Genomic DNA, 17,441 nt, shown 5'->3' with positions numbered 1-17,441 from the left:
TCCTTTTCTTAAAATAATTTAATTTGACAATAATATTGAAAATTCAATCCGGCATTGAATGAATCTTCATCAACTGACGGGATATTTAATATGTCTTTGAAAGGGGATTGTCTACCAGCATTGTGATTTTTACGTACCGGTGTGTTTTTTTTGCGATCTGAATGGAATTTAATAAATAAAATTAACAGCAATAATACAAAAACGGCATATCCGAAAAGATATGCCGTAATTATTAAATATTTATTTCTTTACTGGCTTATTGTTTTTAAGCCAATCCTGCATCTGCTTTATTTCCGGTCCCTGTGCATCAATAATGTCCTGAGCTAACTTACGCATTTCCGGATCTGAACCATACTTCAGTTCAATTTGAGCCATTTCAACAGCTCCTTTATGATGTGCAATCATACCTTCAGCAAATGCAATATCCGCATTTTGCTCAGATAATGTTTTTGCCATATCATCATGCATACGCATCATAGAATCACCCAGCTCTTTCTGCACCGGAGTGGTAACAGCATGCATATCACCACTTAATAATACCGGATTTGCCACGGCACCGAATGTCATAACGCCGGATAACAGAGCAGTGAGAATAAGTGTTTTTTTCATGATTAATTCCTTTTTCGTATTTGGTTGATGGAATTAATCATAAAGGTTGCCCTAAGGGAAAGGTCAATGTGATAAGAAATAACTTTACCATATTTACATTTAATAAAGCTCTCTCCACAATGTCTGAACAATTCAGATATTATTCTGTCAGTCGGGCATCAGTATTAATGCAGGTACTAAAAAAATAATGAAAATAATAAGATAACCCAATACCGCGCCAACACGGCTCTTCATCCCCACAAGAGAAGGCTTTACCAGACCTGCAGCTGCGGCAACAAGCGCCAGTCCCGCAATAACCATTAAACCATCTTCCATATATCCTCCGTTCACCTTTTCCTGCAGGTAATTCTGCGTATGACATTGAACCTTGCCGCTAAGGCAAAGTAAAGTTCTTAAAAATCACAATATTTTGATGGCAAAGCAAGAAGATGGTGATTAAAAACGCAGTCAAAGGAATACAGAAAAGAAAAAACCGGGCGTTATCCCCCGGTATTATATGTGCAGTTATTCTTCGTCCGGTTCTGCAGTAGCCGGTTCCGGCATATTTACCCATTCAGCATCCGACAGATGCTGTTCCCGGAGTGCTTCTTCATCCAGCCAGTTTATGACATATCTGGCGCTGTGCTGAGTAACAAAACCACAGTTATCACAGATAAGACGATAATAATAATGGTTTATACTGTCTGCCGGAATCCCCGGAGTGTGGTAATAAAATGTGACGAACGTACGCGGAGGTTTGTTATCCAGCCGGTCCTGCGCTGTCGTATAGTTTGTTTCATCTATAACCTGCCTGCCATTATGCCCGCACATCAGACACGTGGTTTTAACTTGCTTATCATTCAGATAATGAAAAAAACGCGACCCTGTCACCGTTTTTAAGCGTTCCACAAACTCCCGGATCTGAACATTATCCGGTGATGAATTATCCATCATACACCTCTGGCTTTGTATTGTTATTCCGTTTTTCAATATAAACACCATCAAATATTATATATTATTTATGCACTCATGACTGACTAAAGTCAGACACATGATATTTTCATTTTCACTTGTTTACTTTGCCATTTCTCCTTTTCCGGTATATCCCGCATAAAAATAATAAAACCACTTCACTTTAGGACCAGATATTTACATAAGATCACTAATTGATTAATCTTAAGAAGAGGCAATCAATAAAAGGCTATTTTTGCATAATGAAACAGTTATTTTCGGTGTTATTTCTGTGGAGCATCTCCCTTTCTGCTTCAGCTGATACCGGTCCGGCTGTACTGCGCTCTCCACCGGATGCAGCAAATGCAAAATTGGTAATTTCCAGCCTCAGACAGGCAAAGATCACGCTGGATAACCCGTTGTTTTCAGAGTTTAACGATCTGGCATTTGATGCCATGCATAATAAAAATTACACATCCGCTATCAAATTCTTTTCTGAGAATATGCTTCGTTATCCGTCACCTCAGATGATTATAAATTATACCGATGCAAATCTTATGATGCTGACGGATAATAAGAATACCCCGGGCAGCTGCGCCCCTTCCGGTGAGGATTTACAAACAGCATTGCGTTATTACCATTCCGCTCTGCTCACTGATAATACTGTTAATTTATTATCCTGTGATGAAAGAAAAAATCTGACTGAGAAAATCACCTGCCTTGAGGCATTTCAGAAAACACCGGCACCTGCAGAATTCAGGTGCCGGATATTACATCCGGGGTCATAACAGCACAGTAATTTTTGTGCTGTTATAATTTTCTGACTTCATCGATAGCATTATAGAGCTCAGGAACAATCTCTTGTCTGTACCCTTCTTCTATCATCTCAAACGCCTTTTTTCTGGCGGCTGCTTTAGTTGCGCTATCCGCTGAGATATCCTCAACCAGCATATCCACCGCTTCATTCATTTCTTTCTTACAATTCTTATACGCGTTATCGGTAATTGTTTTTTTGCTGTCAGTGGTTGTCAGTGCCTGCCCGGCAGAATAACGGATAAGGCAGTTTCCCCATTTTTCAGACATCCCGTCTGTTGCACTGTTATTTGCCGGTGCCTGACAGCCGCCAATCAGCATAATTCCCAAAATCAAAAATAAACTTTTTTCATGTTCATCCCTTAACGGAGCTTTCCGTGTCTGTCCCCGGTCATCAGTGGTTTTAGTATTATAGTGATATTAGCAAAGAGAATTGGCGATATGGAATAGGATTTGACCTGATGAGAGAACTGATACCTCTGTATTTTCTGTGCTTCATTCCGGTTCAATTCTGCAGCGACTTATGCCCTTTGAGCACACCGTTATCATCAAAGATAAATAACATTCCCTTTCCTGATGCATCCTGACAAACCATGCCGTCTGCGTTCGTGCTATCCGTAATGCCCTGACAGGCCATATTACTGACATAAGGGCGCAACTGACATTTCAGTGTCCTGCCATCCATGATTTTAAGATGCCCTGACGCTGCAATCTCATCAGTGGATGGCTCCGGCAAGTACCACTTCCCCAATTAGTCCCGTGATTATTATCAAACGCAGAGCAGCCTGACAGTAAGGTACTAATCAAAATGGTCATAATGTATTTATTTTGCATGATTTATCTCTTGATTACTGGTCTGAAAATTCCGGGTTATCATTTAATCATCAAACTATCGCCGTGGGTAGGGGGTTGTGTTTAAGCAAAACACCGATGACAAAATTTACGTTTCATTTTTCCTCATTACAAAAAATATTTTTGGTAAAAATAACAATAAAAAATAATAATTATGTACATTAAAATAAATGAAAATTAAAAATTTGTTCGCCTGATTATCCATTAATTCCCACAGAATAAATTAAATATATAATCTATTTTAAGATTTTATTTTATATGTCTATCGCATGCATGAATTAAACCGAGATTTCATGCACCACAAAACCATCCTCCTCTGCATAAATCACAGCCCTTTCCTCATCCGTAGCAGAACAAGCCAAACGCAAAGTTCATTTAATAAATTATATGTTTCGTCCGGAATTTGTTATCAAGAGTAAATGTAAATCAAGCCCCACATTACAAAAATCATTACAAAAATCAAGCAACTAATTGATTTTAAAATAATTATAATATAAACCAGTAAATAAGGTAAGTATTCCATCCCCATAAAAATTATTTTCTAACAAAAAACACACATCCCGGGTGACGATAACATAAATATTAATGTATTATTTCCGGCATAACACAAACAACACGAGTTTAAGATGCCGCGTCATTCGCATTACATTTTACATGATGAACTACAGGGATTTGATGTATTCAGATACACAGATATTAATTACGTTTTCTCTGGTGATGATACCCGCCGGATAACCTTCCGGTTAGTTTTTTGCAAAAATGAGTCTGACAATAATATTCTTTATAAATTATTTGGTGATGAACTAATTACCCTCACCATCAGCGTTATCAGTTTTTATAATATTGACGCTGAAAATAATAAAGAATGTGACACCATGTTTGAAAAGCCGCCCGGCGCACCGGATCTTACCGCGTCAGAGGCACTTTACCTTTATAGTACATTAGTTGACATCATTCTCCGGATAGCTGAAACTGAAGATATCCGGATATTAACTTTCCAGGCATACCGCGAAGAGTTACGTCGTGTATACGATAAACTTATAAGACGCTATGCCGCAGCCAGAAATCTGGACGCACATATAGAAGGGGCTTGTTATGTTATACGAACGGACAACTAAGAAAAACACTGAGATTGACTATGCCGCTATCAAAGCGCAGAAGAATGCAATGCTTCAGCGTTTCCTGCTGGCTAAGAAAAAAGCCGAACAGTCCGGTCAGGTTGTCACTAAGCCTATCTGATTCATTTATTGAAAACAGGCTCCTTCCGGAGCTTTTTTATGCCCGCAATGTCAGGACTGATTGTTGTATTCCCGCCTTTTGCAACACCGGCAACACGACACAAAACCACACCAATAACACCATAGAAAATCTCAATAAAGGGAATTTCTATGTCACAAAAATATTACCACGGTGTACGCGTTATTGAGCACAATAACGGTTCCCGGCCAATCCGCACCGTCAACACTACCGTTATCGGCATGGTCTGCACAGCAAATGATGCCGGTCTGCTGAATGAAAACGACATCCCCCCTTATCCGCGAAGATGGTTTCCGTTTCCGGGGTTCCCGCAAGAAACAAATTAAAGGCTGGACTGACAGATTGCCTAAAGTCATAAAAATGGCTGAAACCTTGCCAAACAAACCTGGAATATCTTGCCTTTATGTTGTCCATCAACAGAATGGGGGAAATATACCAGGGATGGATTTAACAGCCGTTGGCTGATGGCCAGAGAGGCTGCCATTCAAAATTATCCCGATGTCTCATTTGATTTTACTGTCCACGATTTAAAGGCCAAAGGCATATCAGATCTGGAAGGAACGCTGCAGGAGAAACAAACAATATCCGGGCATAAAAGCATTACTCAGACAGCCAGATATGACAGAAAAGTTCAGGTTGTACCGGTCGTCGGCGGCCCAAAAAACAGAACAAAACAAGGGGATTAATAGCGAAAGTTAATAGCGAAAGTTAATAGCGAAACAGTAGCGAAGTGTGATTTTAGTCACAAAAAAAGCGACCATAAAGGTCGCTCTCTTTTAACTCTAACTCACTGATAAATCAATGAATTTCTGTATGGTGCCCAGAGCGGGACTTGAACCCGCACAGCCTTGCGGCCGAGGGATTTTAAATCCCTTGTGTCTACCGATTTCACCATCTGGGCTGAATATGGAGGCGCGTCCCGGAGTCGAACCGAGGTACACGGATTTGCAATCCGCTGCATGGCCACTCTGCCAACGCGCCCTGGAGCGGGAAACGAGACTCGAACTCGCGACCCCGACCTTGGCAAGGTCGTGCTCTACCAACTGAGCTATTCCCGCATCTCTGAACTTACTGATTTACTTATTTGTTTTCGCAAACCGCTGTGTCGTTCGGATGCGTTGCATTCTACTGATTTCACGCTGTGAGTCAACCGCTTAATTCATGAAAAATGATCGTTCGCTGTTTTTTACAGCATATCGATCAGGCTTCACTCAAATCCGCCCATGCAGCGCGTAAATATTGGAACATAGACCAGAAAGTCAGGATCATTGCAATGTAGAAAAGGATGAAAGCAGCAATTTCCGTCAGGTCATTCGGCCGCCAGATAAGCCCCACCAGTGCCACCATTTGTGCCGTGGTTTTGACTTTACCCATCCAGGAAACCGCAACGCTGTTGCGCTTGCCCAGCTCAGCCATCCATTCACGCAGTGATGAAATAATAATTTCACGGGCAATCATTGTGATAGCAGGCAGCGTTATCCACCAGACCGCATAGTATTCTGTTACCAGCACCAGAGCGGTCGCCACCATCACTTTATCAGCGACAGGATCCAGAAAGGCCCCGAAACGGGTGGTTTGTTTTAAACGACGGGCAAGAAAACCATCAAACCAGTCTGTCATCGCAGCAATGACAAAAATAGCGGCGCTGACAACAGGTGCCCAGCTGAACGGCAAATAGAAGGCGAGGACAAAGAACGGTATCAGGATAACGCGAAACAGAGTCAGCCATGTAGGGATATTTAATCGCATAACGGAGCCATTATTTTATAAGTCAGATGAAAAAGCCGCTTGCGCATCTGCCGGCACATATTACCGCCCCGCTGATTCCGGGGCCTGTTGCGTGATTTTCAGGTTCTGCGCAATCCTACCGGATAACATCATACTACCACAGTTACAGATAACTCACCGCTGTTATTGAAAAAATTCTCTTATCCGCCGCACAGATAAGCCCTGTTTATTAATGCTTAAGTGCATGGAAAATTTTTTCCGCCAGTGCATACGAGATAGTCGGGACTTTGGCGATTTCATCGATGCTGGCGTTACGCAGCGGCTGTAATCCGCCCATGTATTTGAGCAGCATCTGCCGCCGTTTCGGCCCGATACCTTCTATCGATTCCAGCGCACTGGTGTTTTTAACTTTTGCCCTGCGTTGCCGGTGACCGGTGATCGCATGGTTGTGGGATTCGTCACGGATATGCTGGATCACATGCAGTGCCGGTGAGTCCGGCGGCAGCGCCATCCCTTCCCCGGAGGCGGCAAAAAAGAGGGTTTCCAGACCCGCTTTGCGGTCACTGCCCTTTGCCACGCCGATCAGTTTCGGTCTGTTTTTATCCCAGTCCACGTCCAGGCCGTCAAAGGCTTCAATCGCTTTACCGAGCTGGCCTTTACCGCCGTCGATAAAAATAATATCGGGGATTTTTTCATTGCCGATATGTTTGCCGTAGCGGCGGTGCAGCACCTGATCCATCGCCGCATAGTCATCCCCGGGCGTGATACCGGTGATATTGTAACGGCGGTATTCCGATTTCACCGGCCCGTTGCTGTCAAAAACCACACAGGAAGCTACCGTCTGATCTCCCATGGTATGGCTGATATCAAAACATTCCATACGATTGATGGTTTCAATGCCGGTCAGTTCTGACAGGGCTTTCATACGTGTCGCGATAGTGGATTGCTGCGCCCGTTTTGTCATCAGCGCGGTCACGGCATTGGTGTGTGCCAGCTTCAGATAACGGGCACGGTCGCCGCGCGGTTTCGGCTGGATAAGGATCCGCCGGCCGGCAAACTGAGACAGGGTTTCTTCCATAATCTCTTTTTCCGGTAACGGGAAATCCAGCAGAATATCATCCGGTAATGAACGGTTCTCACTGCCCTGGAGATAAAACTGGCCGATAAAAGTTTGTACGATTTCGTCCGGCTCAGTACCTGCCGGGACTTTCGGGAAGTAACTGCGGCTACCCTGCACGCGGCCGTTGCGGATAAACAGGACATGAATACAGGCCAGACCGGCATCAAAATAAACACCCACTACATCCAGGTCATCTCCGGAACCGGTAACAAACTGTTTTTCAGTGACAGCACGGACAGCCTGAATCTGATCGCGCAGACGGGCAGCTTCTTCAAAGCGCAGAGCCTGACTGGCCTGCTCCATTTTTTCCACCAGTTCTGTCAGCACCTGCTGATCTTTACCTTCCAGGAACAGGCGGACCAGGTTCACTTCTCTGTCATAATCCTCATCACTTACCAGTCCTTTGACACACGGCCCCAGACAGCGGCCAATCTGGTATTGCAGACACGGGCGGGAGCGGTTGCGGTAGACGCTGTCCTCACACTGACGGACGGGGAACAGTTTCTGCATCAGCGCCAGCGTTTCACGCACGGCATAGGCGTTCGGGAACGGCCCGAAGTATTCCCCTTTGGCGTGTTTGGCCCCGCGGTGAACAGCCAGCCGCGGGTGTTTGTCATTGCTGCTCAGATAGATATACGGATAGGATTTATCATCGCGCAACAACACGTTGTAACGCGGCTGATATTTTTTGATATAGGTGTGTTCCAGCAGCAACGCTTCTGTTTCCGTGTGCGTCACTGTGACATCTATCTGAGCAATATTCTTAACCAGCTGCTCGGTTTTTTTTCCCGAAACCTGCGTACGGAAGTAGCTGGAAAGCCGTTTTTTCAAATCTTTGGCTTTCCCGACATAAATCACTGTGCCTTCAGCATCATACATCCGGTATACACCGGGCTGGCTGGTCACAGTTTTTAAAAATGCTTTCGCATCGAATTCAGTTACAACCGCTTTTTCCATACAGGGTACAAACTCTCTGCTCTCAGTGTTTATTCATTCATCCGGCACCACGCTGTCAATATGGATCAGTCCGTAGCGCAGTGCCAGATGGGTGAGTTTAATATCACCATTAATATTCAGCTTATTAAATATTCTATATCTATAACTGTTCACCGTCTTGCTGCTGAGACACATTTTGTCGGCAATTTGTGTGACTTTGATGCCCTGCGCTATCATAACCATCACCTGGCGCTCCTGGTGACTCAGTTTATCCAGCGGATTGCTGTCATGTGCATGCAGGCGGGTGTCAAGAATGGTCTGCTGGGCGATATCCGGTGCCACATAGCGCTGGCCCCGGCTGATAATCCGGATGGCGTGCAGTAAATCCTCACGGTCACTGCTCTGATACAAATACCCCGCCGCACCGCTGTTCATCACTTTATACGGTGAGATCAGGCTGTGTTCATCTGTCAGGATAATCACTTTGGTTTCTGAGGTATAGCGGGTGATTTTTTTTGCAGCTTCCAGGCCGCTCATCACCGGAAAACCAATATCAAGCAATGCCACATCCGCATGATTATCACGGCACCAGCGCACTGCACCGGTGCTGTCCCTGACCTCCCCCGCCATTTTCATACCCGGTGTTGCCGTGATAATGGCACCAATCCCTGCACGGTAAAATTCATTCGAATTTGCCACCAATACTGAAATCACACAGAACTCCTTTCTGAATTTTCAATAAATTTACCGTAAATTATACAAGGCCTGGTTAAACCGTTATTTAATAAAGATGACATTCTTCCGGTAACAGGCTGAATATTATAAATATATCTCACGACTAAAAATTGATTGCAGTGATGATTCAACAGAAACAGAGGACATGAAAGGAGACGGCTGCCGGGAGACAGCAGCCGGAGACAGGCAGATAATGTTACGGCATATCAGGATGAAAACGGTCAATGCTGACCAGTTGATCAAAAGGCAGTTTACCGATACGCGGATAAGGCTCACCGGCGGATTTACCAATCGCCACCATCAGGCAGATTTCATAGTTTTCCGGCAGATCAATGACTTCAGCCACCGCATTAAAATCAAATCCGTCCATCGGACAACTGTCATAGCCCTGCGCTTTTGCCAGCAGCATCAGCGTCTGGGCAAAAATACCGGCACTGCGCATAATTTCATCACGCTGGGTTTCCGGTTTACCGCGATAGTAGTTATCAACCGCATTGACCATAAAATCCCGCACCAGCGGGTCGGCATCACGCCAGATTTCACGGGGACGGGAACTCCAGGCTGCCACATCACCGCATAAAATCACCAGCATGGAGGCGTCCGTCATCTGCGGCTGATCCCAGCCCACTTTGCGGATATTGCGGCGTTGTGCCGGATCCTCCACCAGCAGCGGCCGCCAGTGCTGAAGGTTAAAGGCACTCGGGGCATTTTCCATCGCCAGTGACAGTAGTGCTTTCTTCTCGTTAAGCGGGATCACAAAATCAGGATCAAACTTCTTGGTTGCTCTGCGCTGACGCACGGCATCAATAACATTCATACAGACTCCTGTTTATTCCATTTATTATCCGGATGATTTATTTACCATAACATGAATTTGATTCCGGATGCGGGGTCACGATTACAACGCAAAAAAAAACCCGCACTCCGGTGAGTGCGGGTTTTCAGTCATTAACTGTCAGCAGAATTATACGAACAGTTTGAACACGATGTTACCGATGGTCAGCAGACCGATGATGGTAACAAAGTAGTTAGATGCCTGACCTTTGTATTTGCTCAGAGCCGGTACGCGGTTAACAGCATACATTGGCAGTAAGCACAGCAGTGATGCGATGATTGGTGCACCCATTGCTTCAATCAGGTCCAGGATGTTCGGGTTGATGTAAGCGATGAACCAGGTAGAACCCATGATGAACACCATAGAGATCAGGTTCAGTTTACCAACGCTGACTTTGTTTTTGTCGCCACCGAACGCAAATTTCAGTAACAGACCGTTCATACCTTCCAGAGTACCCAGGTAGTGACCGAAGAAGGATTTGAAGATTGCAACCAGTGCAATGATTGGTGCAGCCCAGACCAGGATAGTCGCCAGAGTACCGTTAGCGCCGCCCACGTTGTTGAAGTGGTAAGCCAGGTAAGTCAGAACAGGAACGTTCATCTCTTTCGCTTCAGCCATGTTAGCCGGAGACAGCGCGAACAGGCAGCTGAATGCGAAGAACATAACCACACCCACCATCAGTAAACCTGCGCGGGAGATGATTTTGTTCACTTTTTGCTCGGTGAAATCTTTACCGCACGCCGCTTCGTATTCTTCACGTTTTGATACCACGAAAGAAGATACGATTGGTGAGAAGTTGAAAGAGAACACCATGATGGAAATACCCAGCCATACTGTTACCAGGATACCGCTGTGACCGAACAGCTGGAAGCTGTCTGCGTTCACGCTTTCAAATACGGCTGTGTTCCAGTAAGGGATCAGAGCCAGAGATAACAGCACCAGGCTGGCAATGAACGGGAATACCAGGTAGCTCATGACGCGGACCATCAGATCTTTACCGAAGTAAATAATGACAGCCATTGCTAACAGCAGAATCAGTGCAACCACACCCCGGTTCAGCGGCATCATGCCCAGCTGCTGTTCCCAGAATGCCATAAAGGTATTGGTGATGGTTACGCCGTAGATCCACAGGAGCGGACAGATTGCGAAGAAGTACAGGAAAGTGATAACAACACCACCGCCTTTACCAAAGTGCTCTTCAACAGTTTCTGTGATATCGCCTGACGGATTTTTGCCTGACAGACATAAACGTGCTAATGCACGGTGACATAAGAACGCAATCGGATATGCCAGAACCAGCATGATCAGAATCGGGATCAGGCCACCGTAACCGGCACGGATCGGGAAGAATAGTACCCCTGCACCTATAGCAGTACCGAACAGACCGAGTGTCCAGGTCGTGTCCGATTTACGCCAGCTTTTATACTCAGCCGGAATCTGGGTTTTGTCAGTACTCATGTTGCTTTTCCTTTTAAAAGACTATGCAAATATTATTTTTCGTGGGTACCAATAATTTCAGAGATACGAGTCAGGTCAATGTTCCCGCCGGAAATGATGCTGACTGTCTTCTTGTGTTCGATATATTTTTTCAGTTTCCCGCTAAGAATCGCAGCAGACGCCAGTGCACCGGCACCTTCGGTCACTACTTTGTTGCGCTGGATTAACGCAATCATGCTTTCGCGGATTTCTTCTTCTGTTACCAGAATGATGTCTGTCACCAGCTCTTTCACGATGTCATACGTGATACTGCCCGGAGTCGAAACATCACAACCATCTGCCACAGTACCGGCATCACGATGGGTCGTGATTTTACCAGCACGATATGATGCTTCCATACCATGAACGTTTTCAGATTGGACACCGATCACATTAATAGTCGGGTTGATGGATTTCAGAGCAACTGCAACACCGGCAATCAGACCGCCGCCGCCGATTGGAACGATAACGTTATCGACGTCATACAGATCTTCAAGGATTTCCAGACCGATAGTCCCCTGGCCTGCGATCACTTTTTCGTCATCGTATGGCGGGATAAAGATACGGCCTTCCTGCTCAATGATCTCTCTTGCTTTAGCAATCGTGTCATTGAAGTTATTACCGTGCAGAACAACTTCCGCAGAGTAATCTGAGGTTGCTGCAATTTTGGATTTTGGTGCACCGGTAGGCATAACAACTTTGCCGTTGATACCTAACATAGCGCAGGATAAAGAAACGCCCTGAGCATGGTTACCGGCTGAGCAGGCAACGATGCCCTGTGCTCTTTCTTCTGGTGTCAGCGAACTTAACTTGTTAAATGCACCACGGAGTTTAAATGAACCTGTGCGCTGCATGTTCTCAAATTTTAAGTGGATTGTGCCGTTGCACTTTTCACTTAAATAATTGGACTTCGGCATACCCGTTTTATAGACATGTCCTCTGATGGTTTTTTGTGCATCAATGATATCTTTAATGGTTACCGGCAGATCGTATGTAATCATGACAAACCTCGTCCTATCTTTTTATATATATTAAAATTAAGTCTAACTATACCGACAAATTTAAAAACAACTGTATTTCAAATCATATTTTTAAAATATTCCCGAAAAACTTTCTCAACGTGTGATCCAATCCAAACTTCTTTCGGTTTTCTGTCTTTTTTAATGTTTTATATTTCATTTCAAGTTAAATGAAAATAACTTAATGTTGATTATTTGTTAAATAACAGCAATCGGATTAACATTTGGTTGCGCAACGCAATCTTTTTCCCATCTTTTGTTATCAATGCTGCATTATTGTTAAAGAATCACTGCGTAAAAAGACGTATAAATGATCCCACCACGTAAAAAAGGGCATGTATTTTGACAAAAATTAATCTTACCAAGGCCCCATCTTACAGCAAAATATCCTGATTTTTTTAACAATCCTGAAAATGCAATGTGATTCAAATCACTATAAATATTATATCTATTTGTTTATTAACGATTTGAATATTTTTTACTCATTACAATCCTGATTTGCGGCAGATCGTAACATGTTCAGTTGTTCTGTACGCATTATCACCGGGTGCTTACCCAAGCCAAATTCGGATAAAAAATCATCAAATTATTTATTTATATGTTAATGATTCCCATTTATAGCCGGAGTGTTACATTTCCATGACATAAATCGTAACGTTTTTTTGCCTGACAGCCCAAAAAAGTGTTCACTTTAGGAAACAGCTAAATGGCTGTTTTTTTGGCCTGAATCTGTGTTTTTTTTAACCTTGCAATTAATTAAATATATATTTAATTTGTGACAATTTTATTTATCAGACATCTTTAAACCAAAATAAAACAATGAAAAATATTAATTTACTGAATACTATTTTTAATAATCAAAAATGATATCTGGCTATTTTTTTTATAACCCGATTTTTTCCTTTTTATTTCTTCCCGGACGGAAATAGCCGGTTTTTGCCTGTGGGTATAGTCGCTAATGTCAACATAAGCCAACTACGACAGACAGATAAGCATTTAAAACTTCAATATTGCGATTTTTCAGATTTAATATTTACTGTGAAAATAATCAGCCCATGTGATAAATCCATTGCCGCACAGCATTAAAACGGCAGAAAATGTTATTTTGCTAAAATCGATTCAGTCATAAGAATGGTTTTATGCGCCGCTGACACAATTATCTGTTACAACATCCTGCTCACCCTGCAGATACTTACCGGTGTGACAATCCTCATACTTCCTCAATCATGGCGGCTTTGCCATTGCATTCCGGGACAGCCATGCTGTAATGATTTACGACTTAAGTGTTAACCCCGGTAAACAGGAGAATGTATATGTTCGACTTGACAGGTAAAATCGCAGTGGTTTCCGGCGGCGCCAAAGGGATCGGGCGCGGCATCGTCACCGCGCTGAAAAAGGGCGGTGCCACCATTGTTATCGCCGATATTGATGAAAAAACCGGCAGCGCAACCGCTGCAGAGCTGGGAACAGACTTTATGGCACTGGATGTAACCTCTCAGTCTCAGTGCCGCGCTGTTATCAGTAAGGTCAGAGAAAAGTACGGTCGTCTGGATATCCTCTGCTCAAATACCGGTATTTTCCCGCAATGCACCATCAAATCCATGACGGAGCAGGACTGGGATACCATGCAGAAGGTGAACGTGAAGGGGATGTTTTTCCTGGTTCAGGCCGCGCTGGGTGTGATGGAAGAACAAAAATATGGCCGGATCGTGATTACCTCTTCCATTACCGGTCCGGTCACCGGCTTTCCGGGCTGGAGCCATTACGGTGCAAGCAAAGCCGCACAGCTTGGTTTTATGCGCAGTGCCGCGCTGGAATATGCCCGTCTCGGGATCACCATTAACGCAGTCCAGCCGGGCAATATCCTGACTGAAGGACTGAAAGCACAGGGTGAAACCTATCTGGACCAGATGCGTGCCACTATTCCGACGCACACGCTCGGTGAGCCGGAAGATATCGGTTATGCTGCGGCGTTCCTTGCCTCTGATGAAGCTAAATACATCACCGGACAGACCATCATTATTGACGGCGGCCAGATTTTACCGGAATCCCCGGAAGCACTGCTCTGATAAAACAGCACAGGTGAGGATACCGCCCGGTATCCTCTTATCTGCCCTGATCCCTCGCGGCAGCAATCAGTGCCTCGCCCAGATAGCTTTTTTCTGAGGTAATCCCCGGCAATACCAGATAGTATCCGCCGCCGAACGGTTTGATGTAACGCTCAAGCGGTTCACCGTTCAGCCGTTTCTGTGTATCGATAAAGCCTTTTTTCAAATCCTTCTGGAAGGAGATAAATACCAGCCCCATATCCAGCTGCCCGGACGGGGTCAGCCCCAGCGAGTAGCTGTAGCTGCGGCGGCGCAGTTTGGCCACGTGTCGCTCTGTGGAACGCGGTTCAGCGCGGCGCATGTGGGAATCAAATAAGACCCGGTCACCGTGCGGATCCTGCTTAAAGTCCGGGTCGTCGTACTCATGCTCTTTGCCCATCGGCGCACCGCTGGCTTTGTGACGGCCAAAATCATTTTCCTGATCTTCCAGCGGTGTCCGGTCCCAGAATTCCAGCTCAAAACGGATAAGGCGTACCGCCTGATAACTGCCGTTTTCCGCCCAGGCGGGTTCCCGGCCGGTGATCCAGACCAGGTCGTTCATCAGGGCATCATCACCGGCATCGGCATTGCCGGTACCGTCTTTAAAGCCAAACAGGTTAACCGGTGTTGTGCGGCATTCAATATCCCGGGCCGGCAGAAAACCGTCAATTTTCCACAACGGAGCTACCCGGCCGGAGAGGCGGCGCAACACTTCACGCAGTGCATAAATCACCGTTTCACGGCTGTTGGCACAAAACTGCAGCAGGATATCCCCGCCGCACCAGGCCGGATCAAGCCGGTCGTTCGGGAATGCCGTCATGGCGGTAAATTTTTGCGGTTTCAGTGGCGATAAGCCGAAGCGCTCATCAAACAGAGAGTGGCCGAGAGAGACAGTCACTGTCAGTGCATCCGCAGTCAGTGCCGTACCGAGAATCCCGGATTCCGCCGGCGGCATTCTGTCATCGCCCGGTGCCGCCGCCTGACGGTTGCGGGTCAGTTCCGCAATACAGCCGGTCAGCCGCCGGAAAACATCCTCAACCTCATCCAGCGTTTTAACGGTCAGATTCAGTGACAGAAAAATGGCCTCTTTCTGCTCCGGTGTGATAACCCCGGCCTGATGTTTACCAAGGTACGGAATTTCCCGCAGCCGCGCGCTGTTATCACACGCCGCCGGTGCTGCGGCGGCAGAAAAAGCCGGTAACCCGCCGGACAACAGGACACTCCCTGCCCCCAGCCATTTCAGGGTATTTCGTTTGCTGAGACTGACAGACTCTTCTGTCTCAGTCAGATTCACTTTGCCGTGTTTCATGGTTCATTCCGGTATTTGTAATACACGTCTATTTTCAGTTCAGCGCGCAGTTGTGCCAGAGATTCTGCCAGCAGCGTCAGGTCTGCATAGAGTTGCTGTTTATCTTCCGGTGTCAGTTTCTCATATTCCGCATACTGCCCCCGGGTATCCCGGTAACGGGCCATGACCGCATCCGGTCCCGCAAACTGCTTTCTGAGTGCCTCATTGGTTTTTGCGGATAATAACGGCGCCAGCCCGCTGACAATGCGCCGGGCCCCTTCAATATTGGCGGCGATATCTGACAGATCTGAACGGCTGTAGCGGTTTTCATCACCACTCAGTTTAGTGCTGAGAATCAGTTCAATACTGTCATCCGCAGACTGCACCAGCTTTGCCGCAGGGAGGGTTTCCACGTCGATCCGCTGTTTCAGGTCATTAATATTGCGCAGCAGATCGGCTGTGGCGGCCTGAGCGGCTGCGGGATCATTTTGAGCAAACAGCGCATATTCGATGCGGTGAAATCCGGTGAATTTCGGATCCTGCTCGCGGCTGAGAAAATAGCCGGCATGAGGGTTAATCACCCGGTCAGCGTGGCCGAAAACCACCACTGCCGCGCGGATAACCTCATAATCATAATGTGCCTGAATATAAGCCTGCCGTGCAGCTGCCATATCCCCCACGGCCAGCGCTTTTTGCAGCAATTGCAGCTGATGTTCAGCCGCAGCTGTCTGTTTCCCCATCATCGTCATGTAATCCGCCACGACCGGGCGGAATTTTTCAGGTGACGGAATATCCCCTTTGGCGATCACCACATCACTGCCGGTATCCGGATTACCTGCACGGTATTTTTCCGCATAGCCGGGAGCGCTGAGCAACAGTGATGTCAGAATCAGTACGGCTGTCCGGTTAATCCGCATGTTTTTTTCCTCTGCGGCAGAACAGCGCAATAATCACCAGCCAGTACACCACAAAAGTAATGACACTCAGGCCGATAGGCTGTGCACGGTAACCGAACAGGCTGGCCAGGAAGCTGCCGGTGGTACCTGTGTCATCCAGCCAGTTGGTGGTATCCCACAGCGGATAGATGAGGAAATCATTCAGTTCGATATCATGTTCGGTCAACAGGTTGACGATTTCTTCCGTTCCCTTAAGCAGCAGCGAACAGGCAAGGAACAACAGCACAATACCGGTGATGCGGAAAAACCATTTCCAGGCAATTTTCCGGTAAGTGAACAGGAACAGCCACAACGTCAGTGCCGCTACCGCGATACCGGCCACGACTTCCCCGGTAAATGACCACATGGTGTCTGCATTCAGCCCCATCACAATACCGGAGAGGAACACCACGATTTCACTGCCTTCACGGGCTATCGCGATCGCCACAATAAACAACGCGCCCCACCAGGAGTGCTGCCGGGCACTGTCATTCATCTCCTGCTCAATACCGGATTTGAGTGATGCGCTGTGCTGCTGCATCCAGTACACCATCTGCACGATCAATACCGCCGCGAACAGCGACATACCGATCATAAAGTACGTCTGACCGCTGTCATCCAGCACATTAAACACACCATAGATAAGCAGTGCGAGAAACAGTGACAGCGCAACACCGAGTGCCACTCCGCCCCAGAGATAGCGGCGCCCTGCGGCAGCATCCGGATGCTGTTTAATCCACGCATAAATGATGCCGACCACCAGCAGAGCTTCAAAGCTTTCACGCCAGACGACAAAAAGAACCTGTCCCATAATTAATTCC

At 46.1% G+C, this 17,441-nt stretch carries 19 protein-coding genes, 3 tRNA genes and 1 pseudogene; 6 read left to right on the top strand and 17 right to left on the bottom strand.

Annotated elements, in window-relative coordinates:
• Positions 1-240 precede the first annotated feature (240 nt).
• The 3 genes from copM to JL661_RS05680 all read right to left on the bottom strand — a co-directional run bounded on the left by copM (position 241) and on the right by JL661_RS05680 (position 1,542).
• Entirely contained in the window at positions 241-609 is a 369-nt protein-coding gene (gene copM, locus JL661_RS05690; protein ID WP_062772952.1) for a CopM family metallochaperone, read from the bottom strand.
• Between the two features lie 147 nt (positions 610-756).
• The gene (locus tag JL661_RS05685; protein ID WP_004240708.1) at positions 757-924 is read right to left on the bottom strand and encodes a hypothetical protein; all 168 of its coding nucleotides are present in this window, start codon (positions 922-924) and stop codon (positions 757-759) included.
• 189 nt (positions 925-1,113) lie between these two features.
• Complete coding sequence (locus JL661_RS05680) at positions 1,114-1,542, bottom strand: hypothetical protein (protein WP_004904249.1); 429 nt, start codon at positions 1,540-1,542, stop codon at positions 1,114-1,116.
• A 212-nt stretch (positions 1,543-1,754) separates the two neighbouring features.
• Between JL661_RS05680 and JL661_RS05675 the strand changes: the two genes are divergently transcribed.
• A complete protein-coding gene (locus JL661_RS05675) occupies positions 1,755-2,327 on the top strand; it encodes a hypothetical protein (protein ID WP_247709578.1) in 573 nt (190 codons plus the stop codon).
• 22 nt (positions 2,328-2,349) lie between these two features.
• On the opposite strand, the gene JL661_RS05670 is transcribed toward JL661_RS05675, so the two are convergent.
• Both JL661_RS05670 and JL661_RS05665 read right to left on the bottom strand, forming a co-directional pair.
• On the bottom strand, positions 2,350-2,688 hold the full coding sequence (locus tag JL661_RS05670; RefSeq protein WP_223302406.1) for a hypothetical protein: 339 nt from the start codon (positions 2,686-2,688) through the stop codon (positions 2,350-2,352).
• 169 nt (positions 2,689-2,857) lie between these two features.
• Entirely contained in the window at positions 2,858-3,037 is a 180-nt protein-coding gene (locus JL661_RS05665; RefSeq protein WP_004240713.1) for a hypothetical protein, read from the bottom strand.
• Between the two features lie 793 nt (positions 3,038-3,830).
• Between JL661_RS05665 and JL661_RS05660 the strand changes: the two genes are divergently transcribed.
• The 4 genes and pseudogenes from JL661_RS05660 to JL661_RS18720 form a co-directional block, all read left to right on the top strand.
• Positions 3,831-4,322, top strand: a complete 492-nt coding sequence (locus JL661_RS05660; RefSeq protein WP_036423267.1) for a hypothetical protein — start codon at positions 3,831-3,833, stop codon at positions 4,320-4,322.
• Complete coding sequence (locus JL661_RS05655; RefSeq protein WP_165894507.1) at positions 4,300-4,443, top strand: hypothetical protein; 144 nt, start codon at positions 4,300-4,302, stop codon at positions 4,441-4,443. The genes JL661_RS05660 and JL661_RS05655 overlap by 23 nt, the downstream gene beginning before the upstream one ends.
• Before the next feature lie 149 nt (positions 4,444-4,592).
• Positions 4,593-4,787, top strand: coding sequence for a hypothetical protein (locus JL661_RS18640; protein ID WP_062772950.1), 195 nt, complete (start codon positions 4,593-4,595; stop codon positions 4,785-4,787).
• Positions 4,774-5,147 (top strand): annotated as a pseudogene (locus JL661_RS18720) (site-specific integrase); the annotation flags it as partial. The gene JL661_RS18640 and the pseudogene JL661_RS18720, both read left to right, overlap by 14 nt.
• A gap of 128 nt (positions 5,148-5,275) precedes the next feature.
• Here the strand turns inward: JL661_RS18720 and JL661_RS05640 are convergent.
• The 9 genes from JL661_RS05640 to tdcB all read right to left on the bottom strand — a co-directional run bounded on the left by JL661_RS05640 (position 5,276) and on the right by tdcB (position 12,292).
• A tRNA-Leu gene (locus JL661_RS05640) sits at positions 5,276-5,362 on the bottom strand.
• Between the two features lie 6 nt (positions 5,363-5,368).
• A tRNA-Cys gene (locus JL661_RS05635) sits at positions 5,369-5,442 on the bottom strand.
• Position 5,443: 1 nt separating this feature from the next.
• A tRNA-Gly gene (locus JL661_RS05630) sits at positions 5,444-5,519 on the bottom strand.
• 142 nt (positions 5,520-5,661) lie between these two features.
• On the bottom strand, positions 5,662-6,210 hold the full coding sequence (gene pgsA / locus JL661_RS05625) for a CDP-diacylglycerol--glycerol-3-phosphate 3-phosphatidyltransferase (RefSeq protein ID WP_004240294.1): 549 nt from the start codon (positions 6,208-6,210) through the stop codon (positions 5,662-5,664).
• Between the two features lie 208 nt (positions 6,211-6,418).
• Positions 6,419-8,266: an excinuclease ABC subunit UvrC gene (uvrC, locus tag JL661_RS05620; protein WP_004240292.1), complete on the bottom strand. Its 1,848-nt coding sequence runs from the start codon at positions 8,264-8,266 to the stop codon at positions 6,419-6,421.
• Between the two features lie 33 nt (positions 8,267-8,299).
• The gene (locus JL661_RS05615) at positions 8,300-8,959 is read right to left on the bottom strand and encodes a response regulator (RefSeq protein ID WP_004240290.1); all 660 of its coding nucleotides are present in this window, start codon (positions 8,957-8,959) and stop codon (positions 8,300-8,302) included.
• A gap of 217 nt (positions 8,960-9,176) precedes the next feature.
• Complete coding sequence (locus JL661_RS05610; RefSeq protein ID WP_004240289.1) at positions 9,177-9,797, bottom strand: nitroreductase family protein; 621 nt, start codon at positions 9,795-9,797, stop codon at positions 9,177-9,179.
• A gap of 147 nt (positions 9,798-9,944) precedes the next feature.
• Positions 9,945-11,273 (bottom strand): threonine/serine transporter TdcC, encoded by a 1,329-nt coding sequence (tdcC, locus tag JL661_RS05605; protein WP_004904012.1) that lies wholly within the window; start codon positions 11,271-11,273, stop codon positions 9,945-9,947.
• Between the two features lie 32 nt (positions 11,274-11,305).
• A complete protein-coding gene (gene tdcB / locus JL661_RS05600) occupies positions 11,306-12,292 on the bottom strand; it encodes a bifunctional threonine ammonia-lyase/L-serine ammonia-lyase TdcB (protein WP_004240287.1) in 987 nt (328 codons plus the stop codon).
• A gap of 1,331 nt (positions 12,293-13,623) precedes the next feature.
• Here tdcB and fabG point away from each other — a divergent pair.
• Complete coding sequence (gene fabG, locus JL661_RS05595; protein ID WP_004240285.1) at positions 13,624-14,379, top strand: 3-oxoacyl-ACP reductase FabG; 756 nt, start codon at positions 13,624-13,626, stop codon at positions 14,377-14,379.
• A gap of 37 nt (positions 14,380-14,416) precedes the next feature.
• Here the strand turns inward: fabG and efeB are convergent, their stop codons facing one another.
• The 3 genes from efeB to JL661_RS05580 are packed head-to-tail and all read right to left on the bottom strand — an operon-like array spanning position 14,417 to position 17,431.
• Entirely contained in the window at positions 14,417-15,706 is a 1,290-nt protein-coding gene (gene efeB, locus JL661_RS05590; protein ID WP_062772947.1) for an iron uptake transporter deferrochelatase/peroxidase subunit, read from the bottom strand.
• Positions 15,703-16,602: an EfeM/EfeO family lipoprotein gene (locus JL661_RS05585; RefSeq protein ID WP_004904007.1), complete on the bottom strand. Its 900-nt coding sequence runs from the start codon at positions 16,600-16,602 to the stop codon at positions 15,703-15,705. The genes efeB and JL661_RS05585 overlap by 4 nt, the downstream gene beginning before the upstream one ends.
• Entirely contained in the window at positions 16,592-17,431 is an 840-nt protein-coding gene (locus JL661_RS05580) for an FTR1 family iron permease (RefSeq protein WP_004240281.1), read from the bottom strand. The genes JL661_RS05585 and JL661_RS05580 overlap by 11 nt, the downstream gene beginning before the upstream one ends.
• Between the last annotated feature and the right edge of the window lie 10 nt (positions 17,432-17,441).

Origin of the sequence: Morganella morganii (assembly GCF_019243775.1) — a bacterium.
Classification (GTDB): Bacteria; Pseudomonadota; Gammaproteobacteria; order Enterobacterales; family Enterobacteriaceae; genus Morganella; species Morganella morganii.
Note: the sequence above shows the minus strand (reverse complement) of the source record. Positions and strands in the feature narration are given on the sequence as shown.

Excerpts from the sequence above, each read along its gene's own strand:
- copM (WP_062772952.1), bottom strand. The coding sequence starts at position 609 with ATGAAAAAAACACTTATTCTCACTGCTCTGTTATCCGGCGTTATGACA.
- JL661_RS05685 (WP_004240708.1), bottom strand. The coding sequence starts at position 924 with ATGGAAGATGGTTTAATGGTTATTGCGGGACTGGCGCTTGTTGCCGCA.
- JL661_RS05680 (WP_004904249.1), bottom strand. The coding sequence starts at position 1,542 with ATGATGGATAATTCATCACCGGATAATGTTCAGATCCGGGAGTTTGTG.
- JL661_RS05665 (WP_004240713.1), bottom strand. The coding sequence starts at position 3,037 with ATGGATGGCAGGACACTGAAATGTCAGTTGCGCCCTTATGTCAGTAAT.
- JL661_RS05660 (WP_036423267.1), top strand. The coding sequence starts at position 3,831 with ATGCCGCGTCATTCGCATTACATTTTACATGATGAACTACAGGGATTT.
- JL661_RS05655 (WP_165894507.1), top strand. The coding sequence starts at position 4,300 with ATGTTATACGAACGGACAACTAAGAAAAACACTGAGATTGACTATGCC.
- JL661_RS18640 (WP_062772950.1), top strand. The coding sequence starts at position 4,593 with ATGTCACAAAAATATTACCACGGTGTACGCGTTATTGAGCACAATAAC.
- pgsA (WP_004240294.1), bottom strand. The coding sequence starts at position 6,210 with ATGCGATTAAATATCCCTACATGGCTGACTCTGTTTCGCGTTATCCTG.
- uvrC (WP_004240292.1), bottom strand. The coding sequence starts at position 8,266 with ATGGAAAAAGCGGTTGTAACTGAATTCGATGCGAAAGCATTTTTAAAA.
- JL661_RS05610 (WP_004240289.1), bottom strand. The coding sequence starts at position 9,797 with ATGAATGTTATTGATGCCGTGCGTCAGCGCAGAGCAACCAAGAAGTTT.
- tdcC (WP_004904012.1), bottom strand. The coding sequence starts at position 11,273 with ATGAGTACTGACAAAACCCAGATTCCGGCTGAGTATAAAAGCTGGCGT.
- tdcB (WP_004240287.1), bottom strand. The coding sequence starts at position 12,292 with ATGATTACATACGATCTGCCGGTAACCATTAAAGATATCATTGATGCA.
- fabG (WP_004240285.1), top strand. The coding sequence starts at position 13,624 with ATGTTCGACTTGACAGGTAAAATCGCAGTGGTTTCCGGCGGCGCCAAA.
- efeB (WP_062772947.1), bottom strand. The coding sequence starts at position 15,706 with ATGAAACACGGCAAAGTGAATCTGACTGAGACAGAAGAGTCTGTCAGT.
- JL661_RS05585 (WP_004904007.1), bottom strand. The coding sequence starts at position 16,602 with ATGCGGATTAACCGGACAGCCGTACTGATTCTGACATCACTGTTGCTC.
- JL661_RS05580 (WP_004240281.1), bottom strand. The coding sequence starts at position 17,431 with ATGGGACAGGTTCTTTTTGTCGTCTGGCGTGAAAGCTTTGAAGCTCTG.